Consider the following 19,480-nt stretch of genomic DNA (forward strand, 5'->3'; position numbering starts at 1 on the left):
CTCCTCGAACCTTATGGATTAACGCAGCATGCCGCTGCCGTAACCCTTCAGGTTGGCTTTCTTCATCAGGGATTCGTACTGGTGGGAAACGAGGTGCGATTGTACTTGCGACATGAAGTCCATAACAACCACGACCACGATCAGCAACGAGGTCCCGCCAAGGTAGAACGGAACGTTTGCAGCAACCACCAGGAACTGTGGCAACAGGCAGACGGCCGTCATATATAGAGCACCGAACATGGTCAAGCGGGTCAGAACGCCATCAATGTAGCGCGCCGACTGCTCACCTGGACGGATACCCGGAATAAAGGCACCGGACTTCTTCAGGTTTTCCGCTACGTCTTTCGGATTGAACATCAACGCCGTATAGAAGAAGCAGAAGAAAATAATCCCTGCACTAAACAGCAGAATATTCAACGGCTGACCAGGAGCGATCGACTGCGAGATGTCCTGCAACCAGCCCATACCTTCAGACTGACCGAACCAGGCACCCAACGAAGCCGGAAACAGCAAAATGCTGCTCGCGAAAATAGCAGGAATAACACCGGCCATATTCACTTTCAGCGGCAAGTGGCTGGTCTGCGCAGCAAACACCTTACGGCCCTGCTGACGCTTGGCGTAGTGAACAGCAATACGACGCTGGCCACGCTCAATGAACACCACAAAACCGATAATCGCTACTGCCAGCAAACCGATCGCAACCAGGGCAAAGATATTGATATCACCCTGACGTGCAGACTCGAAAGACTGCCCGATCGCTCTCGGAAGACCGGCGACGATACCTGCGAAAATCAACATCGAGATACCGTTGCCAACACCACGCTCAGTAATCTGCTCACCCAGCCACATCATGAACATCGCACCAGCCACAAAAGTGGATACCGCGACGAAATGGAAGCCAAAGTCACCAGTGAACGCAACGCCCTGCCCTGCCAGACCAACGGACATGCCGATGGCCTGAACCAAAGCTAGGACGACAGTGCCGTAGCGGGTGTACTGGCTAATCTTACGACGGCCAGATTCACCTTCCTTCTTCAACTGCTCCAGCTGTGGGCTGACAGCGGTCATGAGCTGCATGATGATCGATGCCGAAATGTACGGCATGATCCCCAATGCAAAAATACTCATGCGCTCCAGCGCACCGCCGGAAAACATGTTGAACAAGCTAAGAATGGTCCCCTCACTCTGTCGAAACAGGTCTGCGAGTCGATCAGGGTTGATACCTGGAACCGGGATGTGTGCGCCAATCCGATAGACGATAATCGCCATGAACAGAAAACGCAGACGAGCCCAGAGTTCAGACATACCGCCTTTGCCGAGCGCAGAGAGAGCACCTTGCTTAGCCATTTATTCCTCGAACTTGCCGCCAGCTGCTTCGATAGCCGCACGCGCACCTTTGGTGGCTGCGATACCCTTGATGGTCACAGCGCGAGTAACTTCGCCGGACAGCATGATTTTCACACGCTGAACGTTCTGGTTAATCACGTTGGCATCTTTCAGGGACTGCACGGTAACGATGTCGCCTTCCACTTTAGCCAGCTCGGACAGACGCACTTCTGCGCGATCCATGGCTTTCAGGGAAACGAAACCGAACTTCGGCAGGCGACGATGCAGCGGCTGTTGACCGCCTTCAAAGCCTGGAGCAATGGTGCCACCGGAGCGGGAAGTTTGACCTTTGTGACCACGGCCACCAGTCTTACCCAAACCACTACCGATACCACGGCCCGGACGATGCTTTTCGCGACGGGAACCCGGCGCTGGACTCAGATCATTGAGTTTCATCGATTAACCCTCGACACGCAGCATGTAGTAAGCCTTGTTGATCATCCCGCGGTTCTCGGGAGTATCCTGGACTTCTACAGTGTGACCGATGCGACGCAGGCCCAGACCCTTAACGCACAGCTTGTGGTTAGGGATACGGCCGGTCATGCTTTTGATCAGCGTTACTTTAACGGTAGCCATGATCAGATGATCTCCTGGACGCTTTTGCCACGCTTGGCGGCAATGGATTCAGGGGACTGCATTGCTTTCAAACCCTTGAAAGTGGCGTGAACCACGTTTACTGGGTTAGTCGAGCCGTAGCACTTGGCCAGAACGTTCTGAACGCCAGCAACTTCGAGAACAGCACGCATAGCGCCGCCAGCGATGATACCGGTACCTTCAGAAGCAGGCTGCATGTACACCTTCGAAGCGCCATGGGCGGACTTCATTGCGTACTGCAGAGTAGTGCCATCCAGATCAACCTGGATCATGTTGCGACGAGCAGCTTCCATTGCCTTCTGGATCGCAGCAGGCACTTCACGCGACTTGCCACGGCCGAAGCCAACACGGCCCTTACCATCACCAACCACGGTCAACGCGGTGAAAGTGAAGATACGGCCGCCTTTAACGGTTTTGGCTACGCGGTTAACTTGAACCAGCTTCTCGATGTAGCCTTCGTCGCGCTTTTGGTCGTTATTGGACATAACTTAGAACTCCAGCCCAGCTTCACGAGCAGCCTCAGCCAGCGCCTTGACGCGGCCGTGGTACTTGAAGCCAGAGCGGTCGAAAGCCACCTGCGAGACGCCAGCGGCTTTTGCACGCGTAGCGACCAGCTGGCCAACCTTAGTGGCCGCGTCGATGTTGCCGGTGGCACCATCACGCAGTTCTTTATCCAAAGTCGAGGCACTTGCCAGGACTTTGTTGCCGTCGGCCGAAATGACCTGGGCGTAGATGTGCTGCGAAGAGCGGAACACGCAGAGACGCACGACTTCGAGTTCGTGCATTTTCAGGCGTGCTTTGCGAGCGCGACGCAGTCGAGTAACTTTTTTGTCGGTCATTTGCTATGCCCTACTTCTTCTTGGCTTCTTTACGACGGACGACTTCGTCCGCGTAGCGCACACCTTTACCTTTGTAAGGCTCTGGTGGACGGAAGTCGCGGATCTCAGCGGCCACTTGACCTACCAGCTGCTTATCGATGCCCTTGATCAGGATATCGGTCTGGCTAGGAGTCTCAGCGGTAATGCCTGCCGGCAGTTCGTAATCCACTGGATGCGAGAAGCCGAGGGCCAGGTTCAGCACTGTGCCTTTTGCTTGTGCCTTGTAACCAACACCGACCAGCTGGAGCTTACGCTCGAAGCCTTGGCTTACGCCTTGGACCATGTTGTTTACCAGTGCACGGGTAGTACCGGCCATTGCGCGAGTTTGTTGGTCGCCGTTGCGAGCAGCGAAACGCAGCTCACCAGCTTCCTGAACAATTTCAACGGAGGCGTGTACGTTCAGTTCGAGAGTACCCTTGGCACCCTTCACCGAAAGCTGTTGGCCGGCGAATTTTACTTCGACGCCAGCTGGCAGCTTAACGGGGTTCTTAGCGACGCGAGACATGCTTATCCCCCCTTAGAACACAGTGCAAAGAACTTCGCCGCCGACACCGGCAGCGCGCGCAGCACGATCAGTCATCACACCTTTGTTGGTGGAGACGATAGACACGCCAAGGCCGCCACGTACTTTCGGCAGCTCTTCAACGGACTTGTACTGACGCAGGCCTGGACGGCTAACGCGCTTCACTTCCTCGATGACCGGACGGCCTTCGAAGTACTTCAGCTCGATGGACAGCAGAGGTTTGATTTCGCTGCTGATCTGATAACCCGCGATGTAACCTTCGTCCTTCAGGACTTTTGCTACAGCCACCTTCAGCGTGGAAGACGGCATGCTTACGACGGACTTTTCAGCCATCTGGGCATTACGGATTCGAGTTAGCATGTCCGCTAACGGGTCCTGCATACTCATGGGCTAGATGCTCCTGATACAAAAAGAATTAGCCTTGCGGCTACAACTATCGCCGAGAAATCCCGGGCAAAAAAACACGGGCTCAGGCGAGCCGGTCATTCTAGACACACCCCAGAAATGAATCAAGCCCCATAAGGGGCTTGATTCACACTCAAGACCACCGGCGATCGGGTTCTCTCGACCCCGACCACGGCAGCTTTGATGTCATTACCAGCTGGCTTTGACCAGACCTGGTACGTCACCACGCATGGCAGCTTCACGCAGCTTGTTACGGCCCAGGCCGAACTTGCGGTAAACGCCGTGCGGACGACCGGTCAGGCGGCAGCGGTTACGCATGCGCGATGCGCTAGCGTCACGTGGCTGCTTCTGCAGAGCGACAGTAGCTTCCCAACGGGCTTCTGGACTTGCGTTCAGATCCACGATGATAGCTTTCAGCGCTGCACGCTTGGCGGCGTACTTGGCAACGGTGAGCTGACGCTTCAGCTCACGGTTCTTCATGCTCTTCTTGGCCATTTTCCTACTCCAATCAGTTGCGGAACGGGAATTTGAAAGCACGCAGCAGAGCGCGGCCTTCGTCATCGTTCTTGGCAGTGGTGGTCAGGGTAATGTCCAGACCGCGGAGAGCATCGATCTTGTCGTAATCGATTTCCGGGAAAATGATCTGCTCTTTCACGCCCATGCTGTAGTTGCCACGACCGTCGAAGGACTTGGCATTCAGGCCGCGGAAGTCGCGAACCCGAGGCAGGGAGATCGACAGCAGACGATCCAGGAACTCGTACATACGCTCACGACGCAGGGTCACTTTGACACCGATCGGCCAGCCTTCGCGGACTTTAAAGCCAGCGATGGATTTACGAGCGTGAGTCACAACGACTTTCTGGCCGGTGATCTTTTCCAGGTCAGCAACAGCGTGTTCGATGACTTTTTTGTCGCCGATCGCTTCGCCCAGACCCATGTTCAAGGTGATCTTGGTAACGCGCGGAACTTCCATCACGTTCGAAAGCTTAAGTTCTTCCTTAAGTTTCGGAGCGATTTCCTTCCGGTAAATCTCTTGTAGTCGTGCCATGGTCTTCTACCTAGCAGTGTTCAAGCATCAACCGCTTTTTGGGTCGACTTGAAGACACGAATTTTTTTGCCATCTTCTACTTTGAAACCAACGCGGTCAGCCTTGTTGGTTTCGCTGTTGAAAATAGCGACGTTGGAAGCGTGCAGTGGCGCTTCTTTCTCGACGATACCGCCCTGTACGCCCGACATCGGGTTAGGCTTGGTATGGCGCTTGACCAGGTTCAGGCCACCAACGACCAGACGGTCGTCAGCCAGAACCTTAAGCACTTTACCGCGCTTACCTTTGTCTTTGCCGGCGATCACGATGATCTCGTCGTCACGACGAATCTTTTGCATGTCGGATCTCCTTACAGCACTTCTGGGGCGAGCGAGACGATCTTCATGAACTTCTCAGTACGAAGTTCACGGGTCACTGGCCCAAAGATACGGGTGCCGATCGGTTCTTGCTTGTTGTTCAGCAGAACAGCAGCGTTGCCATCAAAGCGGATGATCGAGCCATCTGCACGGCGAACGCCGTGACGAGTGCGGACTACGACAGCAGTCATCACTTGGCCTTTTTTCACCTTACCGCGAGGAATTGCTTCCTTGACGGTAACCTTGATGATGTCACCGATACCAGCGTAACGACGATGGGAGCCACCCAGCACCTTGATGCACATAACGCGGCGAGCGCCGCTGTTATCGGCCACATCGAGCATGGATTGAGTCTGAATCATATAATTTCTCCGACCCCTAGCCCTTAGACTTCCACAGCGCGTTCGAGAACATCAACCAGGGCCCAGGACTTGGTCTTGGCCATCGGACGAGTTTCACGAATAGTGACCTTGTCGCCGATGTGGCACTGGTTGGTTTCGTCGTGCGCGTGCAGCTTAGTCGAACGCTTAACGTATTTACCGTAGATAGGGTGCTTAACGCGACGCTCGATCAGAACGGTGATGGTCTTGTCCATCTTGTCGCTGACAACACGGCCAGTCAGCGTACGGACAGTTTTTTCGGCTTCAGCCATGATTACTTACCTGCCTGCTGGTTGAGCACAGTCTTCACGCGAGCGATGTCACGCTTAACTTGCGAGAGCAGATGAGACTGCCCCAACTGGCCAGTTGCTTTCTGCATACGCAGATTGAACTGGTCGCGCAGCAGGCCGAGCAGTTGCTCGTTCAGCTGCTGTGCGGATTTTTCACGAAGTTCATTCGCTTTCATCACATCACCGTCCGCTTAACAAAGGAGGTGGCGAGCGGCAGCTTTGCAGCAGCCAGGGCGAAAGCCTCACGCGCCAGCTCTTCAGAAACACCCTCGATTTCATACAGGACTTTGCCTGGCTGAATCTGGGCAACCCAGTATTCGACGTTACCCTTACCTTTACCCATCCGAACTTCGAGTGGCTTCTTGGAAATAGGCTTGTCCGGGAATACACGGATCCAGATCTTACCGCCACGCTTTACGTGACGGGTCAGGGCACGACGTGCCGACTCGATCTGACGAGCGGTGAGACGACCACGAGCAACAGACTTCAGCGCGAACTCGCCGAAGCTGACTTTGCTACCGCGCAGCGCCAGACCACGGTTGTGGCCGGTCATTTGCTTGCGGAACTTCGTACGCTTTGGTTGCAACATTTGGCGTACCCCTTACTTAGCAGCTTTTTTACGAGGCGCTGGTGCTTGTGGCTTCAGCTCTTCTTGGCGACCACCAATTACTTCGCCTTTGAAGATCCAAACCTTCACACCGATCACACCGTAGGTGGTGTGAGCTTCGTAGGTGGCATAGTCGATATCGGCACGCAGGGTGTGCAGTGGCACACGACCTTCGCGATACCATTCAGTACGTGCGATTTCAGCACCGCCGAGACGACCGCTCACTTGGATTTTGATGCCTTTGGCACCAATGCGCATGGCGTTCTGTACGGCGCGCTTCATAGCGCGACGGAACATTACACGACGCTCCAGCTGCTGAGCTACGCTCTGGGCAACCAGCATACCGTCGAGCTCCGGCTTGCGGATCTCTTCGATATTGATGTGCACAGGCACACCCATTTGCTTGGTCAGGTCCTGACGCAGTTTTTCAACATCTTCACCTTTCTTGCCGATCACGATGCCGGGACGAGCGGTGTGGATGGTGATGCGTGCAGTTTGAGCCGGACGATGAATATCGATACGGCTTACGGACGCGCTTTTTAGTTTGTCTTGGAGATACTCACGCACATTCAGATCTGCGAGCAAATAGTCCGCATAAGTCCGACCGTCTGCGTACCAGACGGAGGTGTGCTCCTTGACGATTCCCAGGCGAATGCCAATGGGATGTACTTTCTGACCCATCTCTTCGACTCCGTTACTTGTCAGCAACCTTGACAGTGATATGGCAAGACCGCTTGACGATGCGATCAGCACGGCCTTTGGCACGTGGCATGATGCGCTTCAGCGAACGCCCTTCGTTGACGAAAACGGTGGAGACCTTCAGGTCATCAACGTCTGCGCCTTCGTTATGCTCGGCGTTGGCTACGGCCGACTCCAGCACTTTCTTCATGATCTCGGCGGCTTTCTTACTGCTGAAAGCCAGCAGGTTGAGCGCATCGCCCACCTTCTTCCCGCGGATCTGGTCGGCGACCAAGCGGGCTTTCTGGGCGGAGATTCGAGCGCCCGACAACTTAGCGGCTACTTCCATCGTTCCTTACCCCTTAACGCTTGGCTTTCTTGTCAGCCACGTGCCCGCGATATGTACGGGTACCGGCGAACTCGCCCAGTTTGTGGCCGACCATGTCTTCGTTCACGAGAACTGGAACATGCTGACGACCGTTATGCACAGCAATGGTCAGACCGACCATTTGTGGCAGGATCATGGAACGGCGCGACCAGGTCTTAACTGGTTTGCGATCGTTCTTTTCCGCCGCCACTTCGATCTTCTTCAGTAGGTGAAGATCAATAAAAGGACCTTTTTTCAGAGAACGTGGCACTGTCGTATCCCTCTATTTACTTGCGACGACGGACGATCATTTTGTCGGTACGCTTATTACCACGAGTCTTCGCGCCCTTAGTCGGGAAGCCCCATGGCGATACCGGATGACGACCACCGGAGGTACGACCTTCACCACCACCATGTGGGTGGTCAACCGGGTTCATGGCAACACCACGAACGGTTGGGCGAACGCCACGCCAGCGTTTGGCACCAGCTTTACCCAGCGAACGCAGGCTGTGCTCGGAGTTCGAGACTTCGCCCAGGGTCGCGCGGCACTCAGCCAGCACTTTACGCATTTCACCAGAGCGCAGACGCAGGGTCACATAGACACCCTCGCGAGCGACCAGCTGAGCCGAAGCACCAGCGGAACGAGCGATTTGCGCGCCTTTACCCGGCTTCAGCTCGATGCCGTGTACGGTGCTACCAACTGGAATGTTACGCAGCTGCAGAGCGTTGCCCGGCTTGATCGGTGCCAGAGCACCTGCGATCAGCTGGTCGCCAGCGCTCACGCCTTTAGGGGCGATGATGTAGCGACGCTCGCCATCTGCATAGCACAGCAGGGCGATGTGAGCAGTACGGTTTGGATCGTATTCGATACGCTCGACGGTGGCAGCGATGCCATCCTTATCGTTGCGACGGAAGTCGACCAGACGGTAATGCTGCTTATGACCACCACCAACGTGACGAGTAGTGATACGGCCATTGTTGTTACGACCACCAGACTTCGATTTTTTCTCGATCAGCGGTGCGTGAGGAGCGCCTTTATGCAGCTCCTGGTTGACCACCTTGACCACAAAACGGCGGCCAGGGGAAGTCGGTTTGCATTTAACGATTGCCATGATGCGCCCCTTCCTTACTCAGCACTGCTGCTGAAATCGAGATCTTGGCCTGGCTGAAGGGAGATAACTGCCTTCTTCCAGTCATTACGCTTGCCCAGACCGCGAGCGGTACGCTTGCTCTTACCCAGAACATTCAGGGTAGTAACGCGTTCCACTTTCACGCTGAACAGGCTTTCGACGGCCTTCTTGATTTCCAGCTTGGTTGCATCGGTAGCAACCTTGAAAACGAACTGGCCTTTCTTGTCTGCCAGAACCGTAGCCTTCTCGGAAACGTGCGGGCCAAGCAGAACTTTAAATACGCGTTCCTGGTTCATCCCAGCAGCTCCTCGAATTTCTTCACGGCCGACACAGTGATCAACACTTTGTCGTATGCGATCAGACTAACTGGATCGGAACCTTGCACATCACGAACATCAACGTGCGGCAGGTTGCGAGCAGCCAGGTACAGGTTCTGATCAACAGCGTCAGACACGATCAGAACGTCGGTCAGACTCATGCCGTTCAGTTTGCCCAGCAGATCTTTGGTTTTTGGAGTTTCAACAGCGAAATCCTGAACCACGACCAGACGATCAGTACGCACCAGCTCAGCAAGGATGGAACGCATTGCTGCGCGATACATCTTCTTGTTCAGCTTCTGGGAGTGATCCTGTGGACGAGCTGCGAAAGTGGTACCGCCGCCACGCCAGATTGGGCTACGGATAGTACCGGCACGAGCACGGCCAGTACCTTTCTGACGCCATGGGCGCTTGCCGCCACCGGAAACGTCGGAACGGGTCTTTTGCTGCTTGCTACCCTGACGGCCGCCGGCCATGTAGGCCACGACTGCTTGGTGAACCAGCGTCTCGTTGAATTCGCCGCCAAATGTCAGTTCGGAAACTTCGATCGCTTGAGCGTCATTTACATTTAATTGCATGTCAGCTTCCCCTTAACCGCGAGCCTTGGCAGCCGGACGCACAACCAGATTGCCGCCAGTAGCGCCAGGAACGGCACCCTTGACCAACAACAGATTGCGTTCAGCGTCGACGCGCACTACTTCCAGGGACTGTACGGTCACGCGCTCAGCGCCCATATGACCGGACATTTTCTTGCCCTTGAATACACGACCAGGAGTCTGGCACTGGCCAATAGAACCCGGGACGCGGTGGGAAACGGAGTTACCGTGGGTGTTATCTTGACCGCGGAAATTCCAACGCTTGATGGTACCGGCGAAGCCTTTACCCTTCGACTGACCGGTAACATCTACCAGTTGGCCAGCAGCGAAGATTTCTGCATTGATCAGATCGCCAGCTTGGTACTCGCCTTCTTCAAGACGGAATTCCCAAACGCCACGACCGGCAGCAACGTTCGCTTTAGCGAAGTGACCTGCTTGAGCAGCAGTCACGCGCGAAGCACGACGCTCACCTACAGTGACTTGCACTGCACGATAGCCATCGGTTTCTTCAGTTTTGAACTGGGTGACGCGATTCGGCTCGATCTCAATGACCGTGACCGGAATGGAGACACCTTCTTCGGTGAAAATACGGGTCATACCGCATTTACGACCGACTACACCAATAGTCATGTTGTAAACCTCATGAGTGTACGGGGCTTTCACCCGCTATGGCCGCCCATTTCAGAGCGTTACACGACTAAGACCGAGTCTTAGCCGAGGCTGATCTGCACTTCCACACCTGCCGCAAGATCAAGCTTCATAAGAGCATCAACGGTTTTATCCGTTGGCTGGACGATGTCCAGTACACGCTTATGAGTACGGATCTCGTACTGGTCGCGCGCGTCTTTGTTGACGTGCGGAGAAACCAGAACGGTGAACCGCTCTTTACGAGTAGGCAGTGGAATTGGACCACGCACTTGAGCACCAGTACGTTTCGCGGTTTCCACGATTTCCTGGGTGGATTGGTCGATCAGGCGATGGTCAAAAGCCTTCAACCTGATACGGATTTGCTGATTTTGCATTGGATTTCAGACTCCAGGCTGCTATTCCCACCGGGCGCAATACGCCCGTTAAAAGGAGGCGCAATTCTATAGACGGCCCCACAGAGTGTCAACCCAATAAAAAAGCCCCCGCAAGCGGGGGCTTCTTTATGAGTCGTCGATTACTCGATGACTTTGGCTACGACGCCAGCGCCGACGGTACGACCGCCTTCACGGATAGCGAAACGCAGACCATCTTCCATCGCGATGGTTTTGATCAGAGTGACAGTCATCTGGATGTTGTCACCTGGCATTACCATTTCAACGCCTTCTGGCAGTTCGCAGTTACCGGTCACGTCAGTAGTACGGAAGTAGAACTGTGGACGGTAGCCTTTGAAGAACGGAGTATGACGGCCGCCTTCTTCTTTGCTCAGAACGTAAACTTCAGCGGTGAACTTGGTGTGCGGCTTAACGGTACCTGGCTTAACCAGAACCTGGCCACGCTCAACGTCGTCACGCTTGGTGCCACGCAGCAGAACGCCGCAGTTCTCACCAGCACGACCTTCGTCCAGCAGCTTACGGAACATCTCAACGCCGGTGCAGGTAGTTTTCTGAGTATCGCGCAGACCAACGATCTCAACTTCTTCCTGGATGCGAACGATACCACGCTCAACACGGCCAGTTACCACGGTGCCACGACCGGAGATCGAGAACACGTCTTCGATTGGCATCAGGAACGGCTTGTCGATAGCACGCTCTGGCTCTGGGATGTAGGTATCCAGAGTTTCTACCAGACGCTTAACAGCGGTGGTACCCATTTCGTTGTCGTCTTGGCCGTTCAGAGCCATCAGAGCCGAACCGATGATGATCGGAGTGTCGTCACCTGGGAAGTCGTAAGTGCTCAGCAGGTCGCGCACTTCCATCTCAACCAGTTCCAGCAGCTCAGCGTCGTCAACCATGTCAGCCTTGTTCAGGAAGACAACGATGTACGGAACGCCTACCTGACGGGACAGCAGGATGTGCTCACGAGTTTGTGGCATCGGACCATCGGCAGCCGAGCAAACCAGGATCGCGCCGTCCATCTGGGCAGCACCAGTGATCATGTTTTTTACGTAGTCGGCGTGACCTGGGCAGTCAACGTGCGCGTAGTGACGAATGTTCGAATCGTACTCTACGTGTGCAGTGTTGATGGTGATACCACGAGCCTTTTCTTCTGGGGCGCTGTCGATCTTGTCGAAGTCAACACGAGCCGAACCGAAAACTTCGGAGCAAACGCGAGTCAGAGCAGCGGTCAGAGTGGTTTTACCGTGGTCAACGTGACCGATGGTGCCAACGTTGACGTGCGGTTTGTTACGTTCAAATTTTTCTTTAGCCACGACAATTAACTCCTAGCCTAAAGGGGAGGCTGAATCAGCCTTGTTTTTTAACGAGAGCTTCGACGATGTTCGACGGAGCTTCGGCGTATTTGGAGAATTCCATGGAGTAGCTCGCGCGACCCTGAGACATGGAACGAACGTCGGTTGCATAACCGAACATCTCACCCAGTGGCACTTCGGCACGAATCACCTTGCCGGACACCGAGTCATCCATACCCTGGATCAGACCACGACGACGGTTCAGGTCACCCATCACGTCACCCATGTAGTCCTCTGGGGTTACTACTTCAACCTTCATGATCGGCTCAAGCACAACACCGCCACCCTTCTGGGCCAGCTGCTTGGTCGCCATGGAGGCCGCTACCTTGAACGCCATCTCGTTGGAGTCGACGTCGTGGTAGGAACCATCAAACACGGTAGCCTTCAGGCCGATCAGCGGATAGCCGGCAACGACGCCGTTCTTCATCTGCTCTTCGATACCCTTCTGGATAGCCGGGATGTATTCCTTAGGAACCACACCACCAACAACTTCGTTGGTGAAGACCAGGCCTTCGGTAATGTTGCCGTTCGCATCGACGTCTGGCTCCGAGAAACGGATCCAGCAGTGACCGAACTGACCGCGACCGCCGGACTGACGAACGAACTTGCCTTCGATCTCAACGTTGCTCTTGCTGATCTTCTCGCGGTACGAAACCTGCGGCTTGCCGATGTTGGCCTCGACGTTGAACTCGCGCTTCATGCGGTCAACGAGGATGTCCAGGTGCAGCTCACCCATACCCGAGATGATGGTTTGACCAGTCTCTTCGTCAGTCTTGACGCGGAACGACGGGTCTTCCTGAGCCAGCTTGCCCAGTGCAATACCCATCTTCTCCTGGTCCTGCTTGGTTTTCGGCTCTACAGCTACCGAAATCACAGGCTCAGGGAAGTCCATACGCTCAAGGATGATCTGCTTATCGAGATCGCACAGAGTGTCACCGGTGGTGACGTCCTTCATGCCGATCAGAGCAGCGATATCGCCTGCACGTACTTCCTTGATCTCTTCGCGTTGGTTGGCGTGCATCTGCACCATACGACCAACACGCTCTTTCTTGCCCTTGACCGAGTTGATCACGGAGTCGCCCGAGGTCAGGAAGCCCGAGTAAACGCGCACGAAAGTCAGAGTACCAACGAACGGGTCAGTGGCAATCTTGAACGCCAGAGCAGAGAACGGCTCAGCATCGTCTGCGTGACGCTCGTCGTAATCCGCGTCAACCAGCTCGTCCTTCGGCTTCTCAATGAGGTCCGGATGGATACCTTTGATCGCAGGGATCTCGGTAGGAGCAGGCAGGAAGTCGATGACAGCGTCGAGAACCAGGGGAACACCCTTGTTCTTGAACGAAGAACCGCAGACAGCAGGAACGATCTCGCTGGCCAGGGTACGAGCACGCAGACCGGCCTTGATTTCTTCGGCGGTCAGGTCACCTTCTTCAAGGTACTTGTTCATCAGCTCTTCGTTGGCTTCGGCAGCAGCTTCAACCATGTTGGAGCGCCACTCGTTGGCCAGGTCCAGCATATCGGCAGGAATTTCTTCCTCGCGATAGGTAGTACCCTTGTCGTCGTCGTTCCAGTAGATCGCCTTCATCTTGATCAGGTCGACCTGACCCTGGAAGTTATCTTCCGAGCCAATAGCCAACTGAACCGGAACCGGGGTGTGACCCAGGCGGTTCTTGATCTGGCCAACTACACGCAGGAAGTTGGCACCGGCGCGGTCCATCTTGTTCACGTAAACAACACGTGGGACACCGTACTTGTTGGCTTGACGCCATACGGTTTCAGACTGAGGCTCAACACCGGAAGTACCACAGAACACAACGACCGCGCCGTCGAGTACGCGCAGAGAGCGCTCTACTTCAATGGTGAAGTCTACGTGACCAGGGGTATCGATAACGTTTACACGATAGTTATCGTATTGGCCGCGCGACCCTTTCCAGAAGGTAGTAACAGCAGCGGAGGTAATGGTAATACCACGCTCCTGCTCCTGCACCATCCAGTCTGTAGTAGCCGCGCCGTCATGCACCTCACCCATCTTGTGGCTGAGACCTGTGTAAAACAGGATCCGCTCGGTAGTGGTAGTCTTGCCCGCGTCAACGTGAGCACAGATACCGATGTTACGGTAGCGGTTGATTGCTGTAGTACGAGCCATAAAGCCCTCGCAAATTGAATGATGCCGATATTAGAAGCGGTAGTGCGAGAAAGCCTTGTTGGCTTCAGCCATACGGTGAACGTCTTCACGCTTCTTAACTGCAGCACCTTTGCCTTCGGCAGCGTCCAGCAGTTCGCCAGCCAAACGCAGAGCCATAGACTTCTCGCCGCGCTTGCGCGCGAAGTCTACCAACCAGCGCATTGCCAGAGCGTTACGACGGGACGGACGAACTTCGACCGGAACCTGGTAAGTAGCACCGCCTACACGGCGCGACTTCACTTCGACCAGCGGAGCGATGGCGTCGAGAGCTTTCTCGAAGATTTCCAGGGGATCGCTGTTCTTGCGTTCTTTAACTTTTTCCAGCGCGCCATAAACGATACGCTCGGCAACGGCTTTCTTGCCGCTTTCCATTACGTGGTTCATGAACTTGGCGAGGATCTGGCTTCCGTATTTCGGATCGTCCAGAATCTCACGTTTGGCTGCTACGCGACGTCTTGGCATTGATAAGCCCTCAAACGGTCTTCAGGTTAGCTCGGGACAGCTACCAACAAAGGAGACGTGCCCGACCTTACTCTTATCGACTCAATATAAATAAAATCTGCAAAACGACCGATTACTTCGGACGTTTGGTACCGTACTTCGAACGGCCCTGGTTACGACCTTTAACGCCGGAGGTATCCAGAGAGCCGCGAACGGTGTGGTAACGAACACCTGGCAAGTCTTTTACACGGCCGCCGCGAATCAGTACGACGCTGTGCTCTTGCAGGTTGTGGCCTTCACCACCAATGTACGAGGAAACCTCGAAACCGTTGGTCAGACGCACACGGCATACTTTACGCAGTGCCGAGTTAGGTTTTTTCGGCGTAGTGGTGTACACGCGAGTGCACACGCCACGACGCTGCGGGCAGTTCTGCAGCGCAGGCACGTCGGATTTCTCGACGATACGCTTACGCGGCTGACGTACCAGCTGGTTGATAGTTGCCATCTACTAGCTCCACTGTTGTCTTTCGACATAAACAAAATGGCGAAGCATACACTCCACCAATTTTAGGGGTACAAGAGTCTAAAGAGGATCTTACCCCCAGTCAAGACAAGGCCCCGAACTCCCCGATCAGTGAACCTCAACAAGAATGTCGAGGTTCTCAGTCGGAGAAATCGGGGCCTAGTCTCAATCTATTACTGGCATCAGCTACCGCTGGAGTTCAGCGCTTCTGTCAGTGCTGCTTCGACTTCACTTGCACTTACGCGCAGAGGTTTGTCGGCATCACGACGACGCTTACGCTCGCTGTGGTAAGCCAAACCAGTACCGGCCGGAATCAAGCGACCCACGACCACGTTTTCTTTCAAGCCGCGCAGATAGTCGCGCTTGCCAGTTACCGCTGCTTCAGTCAGTACACGCGTGGTCTCTTGGAAAGAGGCCGCCGAGATGAACGACTCGGTAGACAAGGACGCCTTGGTAATACCCAGCAACACGCGGGTGAACTTGGCGATGAACTTGTCTTCGGTGCTCAGGCGCTCGTTTTCTACCAGTACCTGAGTCAGCTCCATCTGGTCGCCCTTGATGAAGCTGGAATCGCCAGATTCAGCGATCTCAACTTTACGCAACATCTGACGCAGAATCGTCTCGATGTGCTTATCGTTGATCTTCACGCCTTGCAGACGGTAAACGTCCTGGATCTCGTTAACGATGTACTTGGCCAGCGCACTGACACCCAACAGACGCAGGATATCGTGCGGATCGCTTGGACCGTCGGAGATAACTTCGCCGCGGTTCACTTGTTCGCCTTCGAAGACGTTCAGGTGGCGCCACTTTGGAATCAGCTCTTCATACGGATCGCTACCGTCGTTCGGGGTAATGACCAAGCGGCGCTTGCCCTTGGTTTCTTTACCGAACGCGATGGTACCGCTGACTTCTGCCAGGATCGACGCCTCTTTCGGACGACGAGCCTCGAACAAGTCGGCAACACGCGGCAGACCACCGGTGATGTCACGGGTCTTCGAGGTTTCTTGCGGGATACGAGCGATAACATCACCGATCGCAATCTGCGCACCGTCGGCAACACCAACCAGGGCGTTGGCCGGCAGGAAGTACTGGGCCGGTACGTCGGTACCTGGCAGCAGCAGATCCTTGCCATCCATGCCAACCATCTTCACAGCAGGACGAATGTCCTTACCGGCAGCCGGGCGGTCTTTGACATCGAGCACTTCGATGTTGGTCATACCGGTCAATTCGTCGGTCTGACGCTTGATCGTGATGCCTTCTTCCATGCCCACGTAGGTCACGGTACCTTTCATTTCGGTAACGATTGGGTGGGTGTGCGGGTCCCACTTGGCCACGATGGCACCAGCGTCGACCTTGTCACCTTCCTTCACCGAAATCACGGCGCCGTAAGGCAGCTTGTAGCGCTCACGCTCGCGACCGAAGTCGTCGGCGATCGCCAGTTCACCGGAACGGGATACCGCAACCAGGTGACCGTCGACACGCTCTACGTGCTTCAGGTTATGCAGGCGCACAGTACCGCCGTTCTTCACCTGGACGCTGTCGGCCGCCGAGGTCCGGCTTGCCGCACCACCGATGTGGAACGTACGCATGGTCAGCTGGGTACCCGGCTCGCCGATGGACTGGGCAGCAATAACGCCGACCGCCTCACCGATGTTCACCAGGTGACCACGGGCCAGGTCGCGACCGTAGCACTTGGCGCAGATACCGTAACGGGTTTCGCAGCTGATCGGCGAACGTACAACCACTTCGTCGATGCTGTTGAGTTCGATGAACTCAACCCACTTCTCGTCTACCAGGGTGCCGGCAGGAACGATGACGTCCTCGGTACCTGGCTTGAATACGTCACGGGCGATAACACGACCCAATACGCGCTCACCCAGAGGTTCTACTACGTCACCGCCTTCAATGTGCGGAGTCATCAGCAGACCGTGTTCGGTGCCGCAATCGATCTCGGTTACAACCAGGTCTTGCGCTACGTCTACCAGACGACGAGTCAGGTAACCGGAGTTCGCAGTTTTCAACGCGGTATCCGCCAGACCTTTACGAGCACCGTGAGTCGAGATGAAGTACTGGAGTACGCTCAAACCTTCACGGAAGTTCGCAGTAATCGGCGTTTCGATGATGGAGCCGTCTGGCTTGGCCATCAGACCACGCATACCGGCCAGCTGACGGATCTGTGCTGCGGAACCCCGCGCACCCGAGTCGGCCATCATGTACATCGAGTTGAAGGACTCTTGGTCGACTTCGTCGCCATTGCGGTCGATGACCTTCTCTTTCGAGAGGTTGGCCATCATCGCCTTGGATACTTCGTCGTTGGCCTTCGACCAAAGGTCGATCACTTTGTTGTACTTCTCGCCCTGGGTTACCAGGCCGGAGGCGTACTGGCTCTCGATCTCTTTCACTTCGTCGGTGGCAGCACCGATGATGCGGGCTTTTTCATCCGGGATAACGAAGTCGTTAACACCGATGGAAACGCCGGAAATGGTCGAATAAGCGAAACCGGTGTACATCAACTGGTCAGCGAAGATAACGGTCTCTTTCAGACCAACCACGCGGTAGCACTGGTTGATCAGCTTGGAGATCGCCTTCTTCTTCATCGGCAGGTTGACGACGTCGAACGACAGGCCCTTCGGTACAACCTGGAACAGCAGCGCACGGCCGACAGTGGTGTCGACGATACGGGTGGCGCTCACGCTGCCGCCATCACGATCGTTGACGGTTTCGCTGATACGAACCTTGATCTTGGCGTGCAGAGCAGCTTCGCCGGCGCGGAATACGCGGTCGACTTCCTGCAGGTCCGCGAACACACGACCTTCGCCCTTGGCGTTGATCGCTTCACGAGTCATGTAGTACAGACCCAGTACAACGTCCTGCGACGGAACGATGATTGGCTCACCGTTGGCTGGCGACAGGATGTTGTTGGTCGACATCATCAACGCACGCGCTTCCAGCTGGGCTTCCAGCGTCAGCGGTACGTGCACGGCCATTTGGTCGCCGTCGAAGTCGGCGTTGTACGCAGCACAGACCAGAGGGTGCAGCTGGATAGCCTTACCTTCGATCAGTACCGGTTCAAACGCCTGGATGCCCAGACGGTGAAGGGTCGGTGCACGGTTGAGCAGCACGGGGTGTTCGCGAATCACTTCAGCAAGAACGTCCCAAACTTCCGGCAGCTCGCGCTCGACCATCTTCTTGGCGGCTTTGATGGTGGTGGCCAGGCCACGCATTTCCAACTTACCGAAGATGAACGGCTTGAACAGCTCGAGAGCCATCTTCTTCGGCAGACCGCACTGGTGCAGACGCAGGGTCGGGCCTACGGTAATTACCGAACGACCAGAGTAGTCAACACGCTTACCGAGCAAGTTCTGACGGAAACGTCCCTGCTTACCCTTGATCATGTCAGCCAGGGATTTCAGAGGACGCTTGTTCGAACCGGTGATAGCACGGCCACGACGGCCGTTGTCGAGCAATGCGTCGACAGCTTCCTGCAACATACGCTTTTCGTTGCGCACGATGATGTCCGGAGCGGACAGGTCCAGCAGGCGCTTCAAACGGTTGTTACGGTTGATCACTCGACGATACAGATCGTTGAGGTCGGAAGTCGCGAAACGACCGCCATCCAGCGGAACCAGTGGACGCAGATCTGGCGGCAGAACCGGCAAAACGGTCAGCACCATCCACTCTGGCAAGTTGCCGGAACCCTGGAAGGCTTCCATCAACTTCAGGCGCTTGGACAGCTTCTTGATCTTGGTTTCCGAGTTGGTTTGCGGAATCTCTTCACGCAGACGGCCAATCTCGTGCTCCAGGTCGATAGCGTGCAGCAGCTCGCGGACAGCCTCGGCACCCATACGGGCGTCGAAATCATCACCGAACTCTTCCAGCGCTTCGAAGTACTGCTCGTCGTTCAGCAGCTGGCCCTTTTCCAGGGTGGTCATGCCTGGATCGATAACGACATAGCTCTCGAAGTAGAGAACGCGTTCGATATCACGCAGGGTCATGTCCATCAGCAGGCCGATACGGGACGGCAGCGATTTCAGGAACCAGATGTGGGCAACCGGCGAAGCCAGTTCGATGTGCGCCATGCGCTCACGACGAACCTTGGCCAGTGCGACTTCAACGCCGCACTTCTCGCAGATCACGCCGCGATGCTTCAAGCGCTTGTACTTACCGCACAGGCACTCGTAATCCTTTACTGGGCCAAAGATCTTGGCGCAGAACAGGCCATCACGCTCAGGCTTGAACGTACGGTAGTTGATGGTTTCCGGCTTTTTAACTTCACCGAACGACCACGAACGGATCATCTCAGGCGAGGCCAATCCGATACGGATGGCGTCGAACTCTTCGACTTGACCCTGGTTTTTCAGCAAATTCAGTAGGTCTTTCAAGGCCT

The 19,480-nt window shown here is 55.3% G+C and carries 27 protein-coding genes; all 27 read right to left on the reverse strand.

What is annotated here, in order from left to right:
* Positions 1-18: 18 nt before the first annotated feature.
* Complete coding sequence (secY, locus tag I9018_RS29010; protein ID WP_068577545.1) at positions 19-1,347, reverse strand: preprotein translocase subunit SecY; 1,329 nt, start codon at positions 1,345-1,347, stop codon at positions 19-21.
* Positions 1,348-1,782, reverse strand: a complete 435-nt coding sequence (gene rplO, locus I9018_RS29015) for a 50S ribosomal protein L15 (protein ID WP_007924183.1) — start codon at positions 1,780-1,782, stop codon at positions 1,348-1,350.
* 3 nt (positions 1,783-1,785) lie between these two features.
* The gene (gene rpmD, locus I9018_RS29020) at positions 1,786-1,962 is read right to left on the reverse strand and encodes a 50S ribosomal protein L30 (protein ID WP_003176408.1); all 177 of its coding nucleotides are present in this window, start codon (positions 1,960-1,962) and stop codon (positions 1,786-1,788) included.
* 2 nt (positions 1,963-1,964) lie between these two features.
* Positions 1,965-2,465, reverse strand: coding sequence for a 30S ribosomal protein S5 (gene rpsE / locus I9018_RS29025; protein ID WP_022641371.1), 501 nt, complete (start codon positions 2,463-2,465; stop codon positions 1,965-1,967).
* 3 nt (positions 2,466-2,468) lie between these two features.
* Positions 2,469-2,819, reverse strand: a complete 351-nt coding sequence (gene rplR, locus I9018_RS29030; protein WP_022641372.1) for a 50S ribosomal protein L18 — start codon at positions 2,817-2,819, stop codon at positions 2,469-2,471.
* A gap of 10 nt (positions 2,820-2,829) precedes the next feature.
* A complete protein-coding gene (gene rplF, locus I9018_RS29035; RefSeq protein ID WP_068577548.1) occupies positions 2,830-3,363 on the reverse strand; it encodes a 50S ribosomal protein L6 in 534 nt (177 codons plus the stop codon).
* 12 nt (positions 3,364-3,375) lie between these two features.
* Entirely contained in the window at positions 3,376-3,768 is a 393-nt protein-coding gene (gene rpsH, locus I9018_RS29040; protein ID WP_011063773.1) for a 30S ribosomal protein S8, read from the reverse strand.
* A 207-nt stretch (positions 3,769-3,975) separates the two neighbouring features.
* Positions 3,976-4,281: a 30S ribosomal protein S14 gene (gene rpsN / locus I9018_RS29045; protein WP_022641375.1), complete on the reverse strand. Its 306-nt coding sequence runs from the start codon at positions 4,279-4,281 to the stop codon at positions 3,976-3,978.
* A gap of 13 nt (positions 4,282-4,294) precedes the next feature.
* The gene (rplE, locus tag I9018_RS29050) at positions 4,295-4,834 is read right to left on the reverse strand and encodes a 50S ribosomal protein L5 (protein WP_022641376.1); all 540 of its coding nucleotides are present in this window, start codon (positions 4,832-4,834) and stop codon (positions 4,295-4,297) included.
* A gap of 20 nt (positions 4,835-4,854) precedes the next feature.
* Complete coding sequence (rplX, locus tag I9018_RS29055; protein WP_010443924.1) at positions 4,855-5,169, reverse strand: 50S ribosomal protein L24; 315 nt, start codon at positions 5,167-5,169, stop codon at positions 4,855-4,857.
* Between the two features lie 11 nt (positions 5,170-5,180).
* Positions 5,181-5,549: a 50S ribosomal protein L14 gene (gene rplN / locus I9018_RS29060; protein ID WP_002555479.1), complete on the reverse strand. Its 369-nt coding sequence runs from the start codon at positions 5,547-5,549 to the stop codon at positions 5,181-5,183.
* Positions 5,550-5,572: 23 nt separating this feature from the next.
* Entirely contained in the window at positions 5,573-5,839 is a 267-nt protein-coding gene (gene rpsQ, locus I9018_RS29065; protein WP_003194644.1) for a 30S ribosomal protein S17, read from the reverse strand.
* A 2-nt stretch (positions 5,840-5,841) separates the two neighbouring features.
* Positions 5,842-6,033, reverse strand: coding sequence for a 50S ribosomal protein L29 (rpmC, locus tag I9018_RS29070; protein ID WP_002555481.1), 192 nt, complete (start codon positions 6,031-6,033; stop codon positions 5,842-5,844).
* Positions 6,033-6,446 carry a 50S ribosomal protein L16 gene (gene rplP, locus I9018_RS29075; protein ID WP_003228729.1) on the reverse strand — a complete coding sequence of 138 codons (414 nt, stop codon included), beginning with the start codon at positions 6,444-6,446 and terminating at the stop codon, positions 6,033-6,035. The genes rpmC and rplP overlap by 1 nt, the downstream gene beginning before the upstream one ends.
* Before the next feature lie 12 nt (positions 6,447-6,458).
* Positions 6,459-7,145 carry a 30S ribosomal protein S3 gene (rpsC, locus tag I9018_RS29080; RefSeq protein WP_007924192.1) on the reverse strand — a complete coding sequence of 229 codons (687 nt, stop codon included), beginning with the start codon at positions 7,143-7,145 and terminating at the stop codon, positions 6,459-6,461.
* Positions 7,146-7,158: 13 nt separating this feature from the next.
* The gene (gene rplV / locus I9018_RS29085) at positions 7,159-7,491 is read right to left on the reverse strand and encodes a 50S ribosomal protein L22 (protein ID WP_003304070.1); all 333 of its coding nucleotides are present in this window, start codon (positions 7,489-7,491) and stop codon (positions 7,159-7,161) included.
* A 13-nt stretch (positions 7,492-7,504) separates the two neighbouring features.
* On the reverse strand, positions 7,505-7,780 hold the full coding sequence (rpsS, locus tag I9018_RS29090; RefSeq protein ID WP_002555486.1) for a 30S ribosomal protein S19: 276 nt from the start codon (positions 7,778-7,780) through the stop codon (positions 7,505-7,507).
* Between the two features lie 16 nt (positions 7,781-7,796).
* Entirely contained in the window at positions 7,797-8,621 is an 825-nt protein-coding gene (gene rplB, locus I9018_RS29095) for a 50S ribosomal protein L2 (protein WP_058436290.1), read from the reverse strand.
* Positions 8,622-8,635: 14 nt separating this feature from the next.
* Positions 8,636-8,935, reverse strand: a complete 300-nt coding sequence (gene rplW, locus I9018_RS29100; RefSeq protein WP_002555488.1) for a 50S ribosomal protein L23 — start codon at positions 8,933-8,935, stop codon at positions 8,636-8,638.
* Complete coding sequence (gene rplD, locus I9018_RS29105) at positions 8,932-9,534, reverse strand: 50S ribosomal protein L4 (protein ID WP_068577550.1); 603 nt, start codon at positions 9,532-9,534, stop codon at positions 8,932-8,934. The genes rplW and rplD overlap by 4 nt, the downstream gene beginning before the upstream one ends.
* Before the next feature lie 12 nt (positions 9,535-9,546).
* Positions 9,547-10,182 carry a 50S ribosomal protein L3 gene (gene rplC, locus I9018_RS29110; RefSeq protein ID WP_007924205.1) on the reverse strand — a complete coding sequence of 212 codons (636 nt, stop codon included), beginning with the start codon at positions 10,180-10,182 and terminating at the stop codon, positions 9,547-9,549.
* An 80-nt stretch (positions 10,183-10,262) separates the two neighbouring features.
* On the reverse strand, positions 10,263-10,574 hold the full coding sequence (gene rpsJ, locus I9018_RS29115) for a 30S ribosomal protein S10 (protein ID WP_003186070.1): 312 nt from the start codon (positions 10,572-10,574) through the stop codon (positions 10,263-10,265).
* A gap of 140 nt (positions 10,575-10,714) precedes the next feature.
* Positions 10,715-11,908, reverse strand: coding sequence for an elongation factor Tu (gene tuf / locus I9018_RS29120; RefSeq protein WP_011063776.1), 1,194 nt, complete (start codon positions 11,906-11,908; stop codon positions 10,715-10,717).
* A 34-nt stretch (positions 11,909-11,942) separates the two neighbouring features.
* Positions 11,943-14,090, reverse strand: coding sequence for an elongation factor G (gene fusA / locus I9018_RS29125; protein WP_241108136.1), 2,148 nt, complete (start codon positions 14,088-14,090; stop codon positions 11,943-11,945).
* A 30-nt stretch (positions 14,091-14,120) separates the two neighbouring features.
* A complete protein-coding gene (gene rpsG / locus I9018_RS29130) occupies positions 14,121-14,591 on the reverse strand; it encodes a 30S ribosomal protein S7 (RefSeq protein WP_007925959.1) in 471 nt (156 codons plus the stop codon).
* Between the two features lie 112 nt (positions 14,592-14,703).
* Complete coding sequence (gene rpsL, locus I9018_RS29135; RefSeq protein WP_003186084.1) at positions 14,704-15,075, reverse strand: 30S ribosomal protein S12; 372 nt, start codon at positions 15,073-15,075, stop codon at positions 14,704-14,706.
* 200 nt (positions 15,076-15,275) lie between these two features.
* Positions 15,276-19,475, reverse strand: coding sequence for a DNA-directed RNA polymerase subunit beta' (rpoC, locus tag I9018_RS29140; protein WP_068577553.1), 4,200 nt, complete (start codon positions 19,473-19,475; stop codon positions 15,276-15,278).
* Positions 19,476-19,480: the final 5 nt, after the last annotated feature.

This window comes from Pseudomonas sp. MPFS, from assembly GCF_022537035.1.
GTDB classification, from domain to species: Bacteria; Pseudomonadota; Gammaproteobacteria; order Pseudomonadales; family Pseudomonadaceae; genus Aquipseudomonas; species Aquipseudomonas sessilinigenes.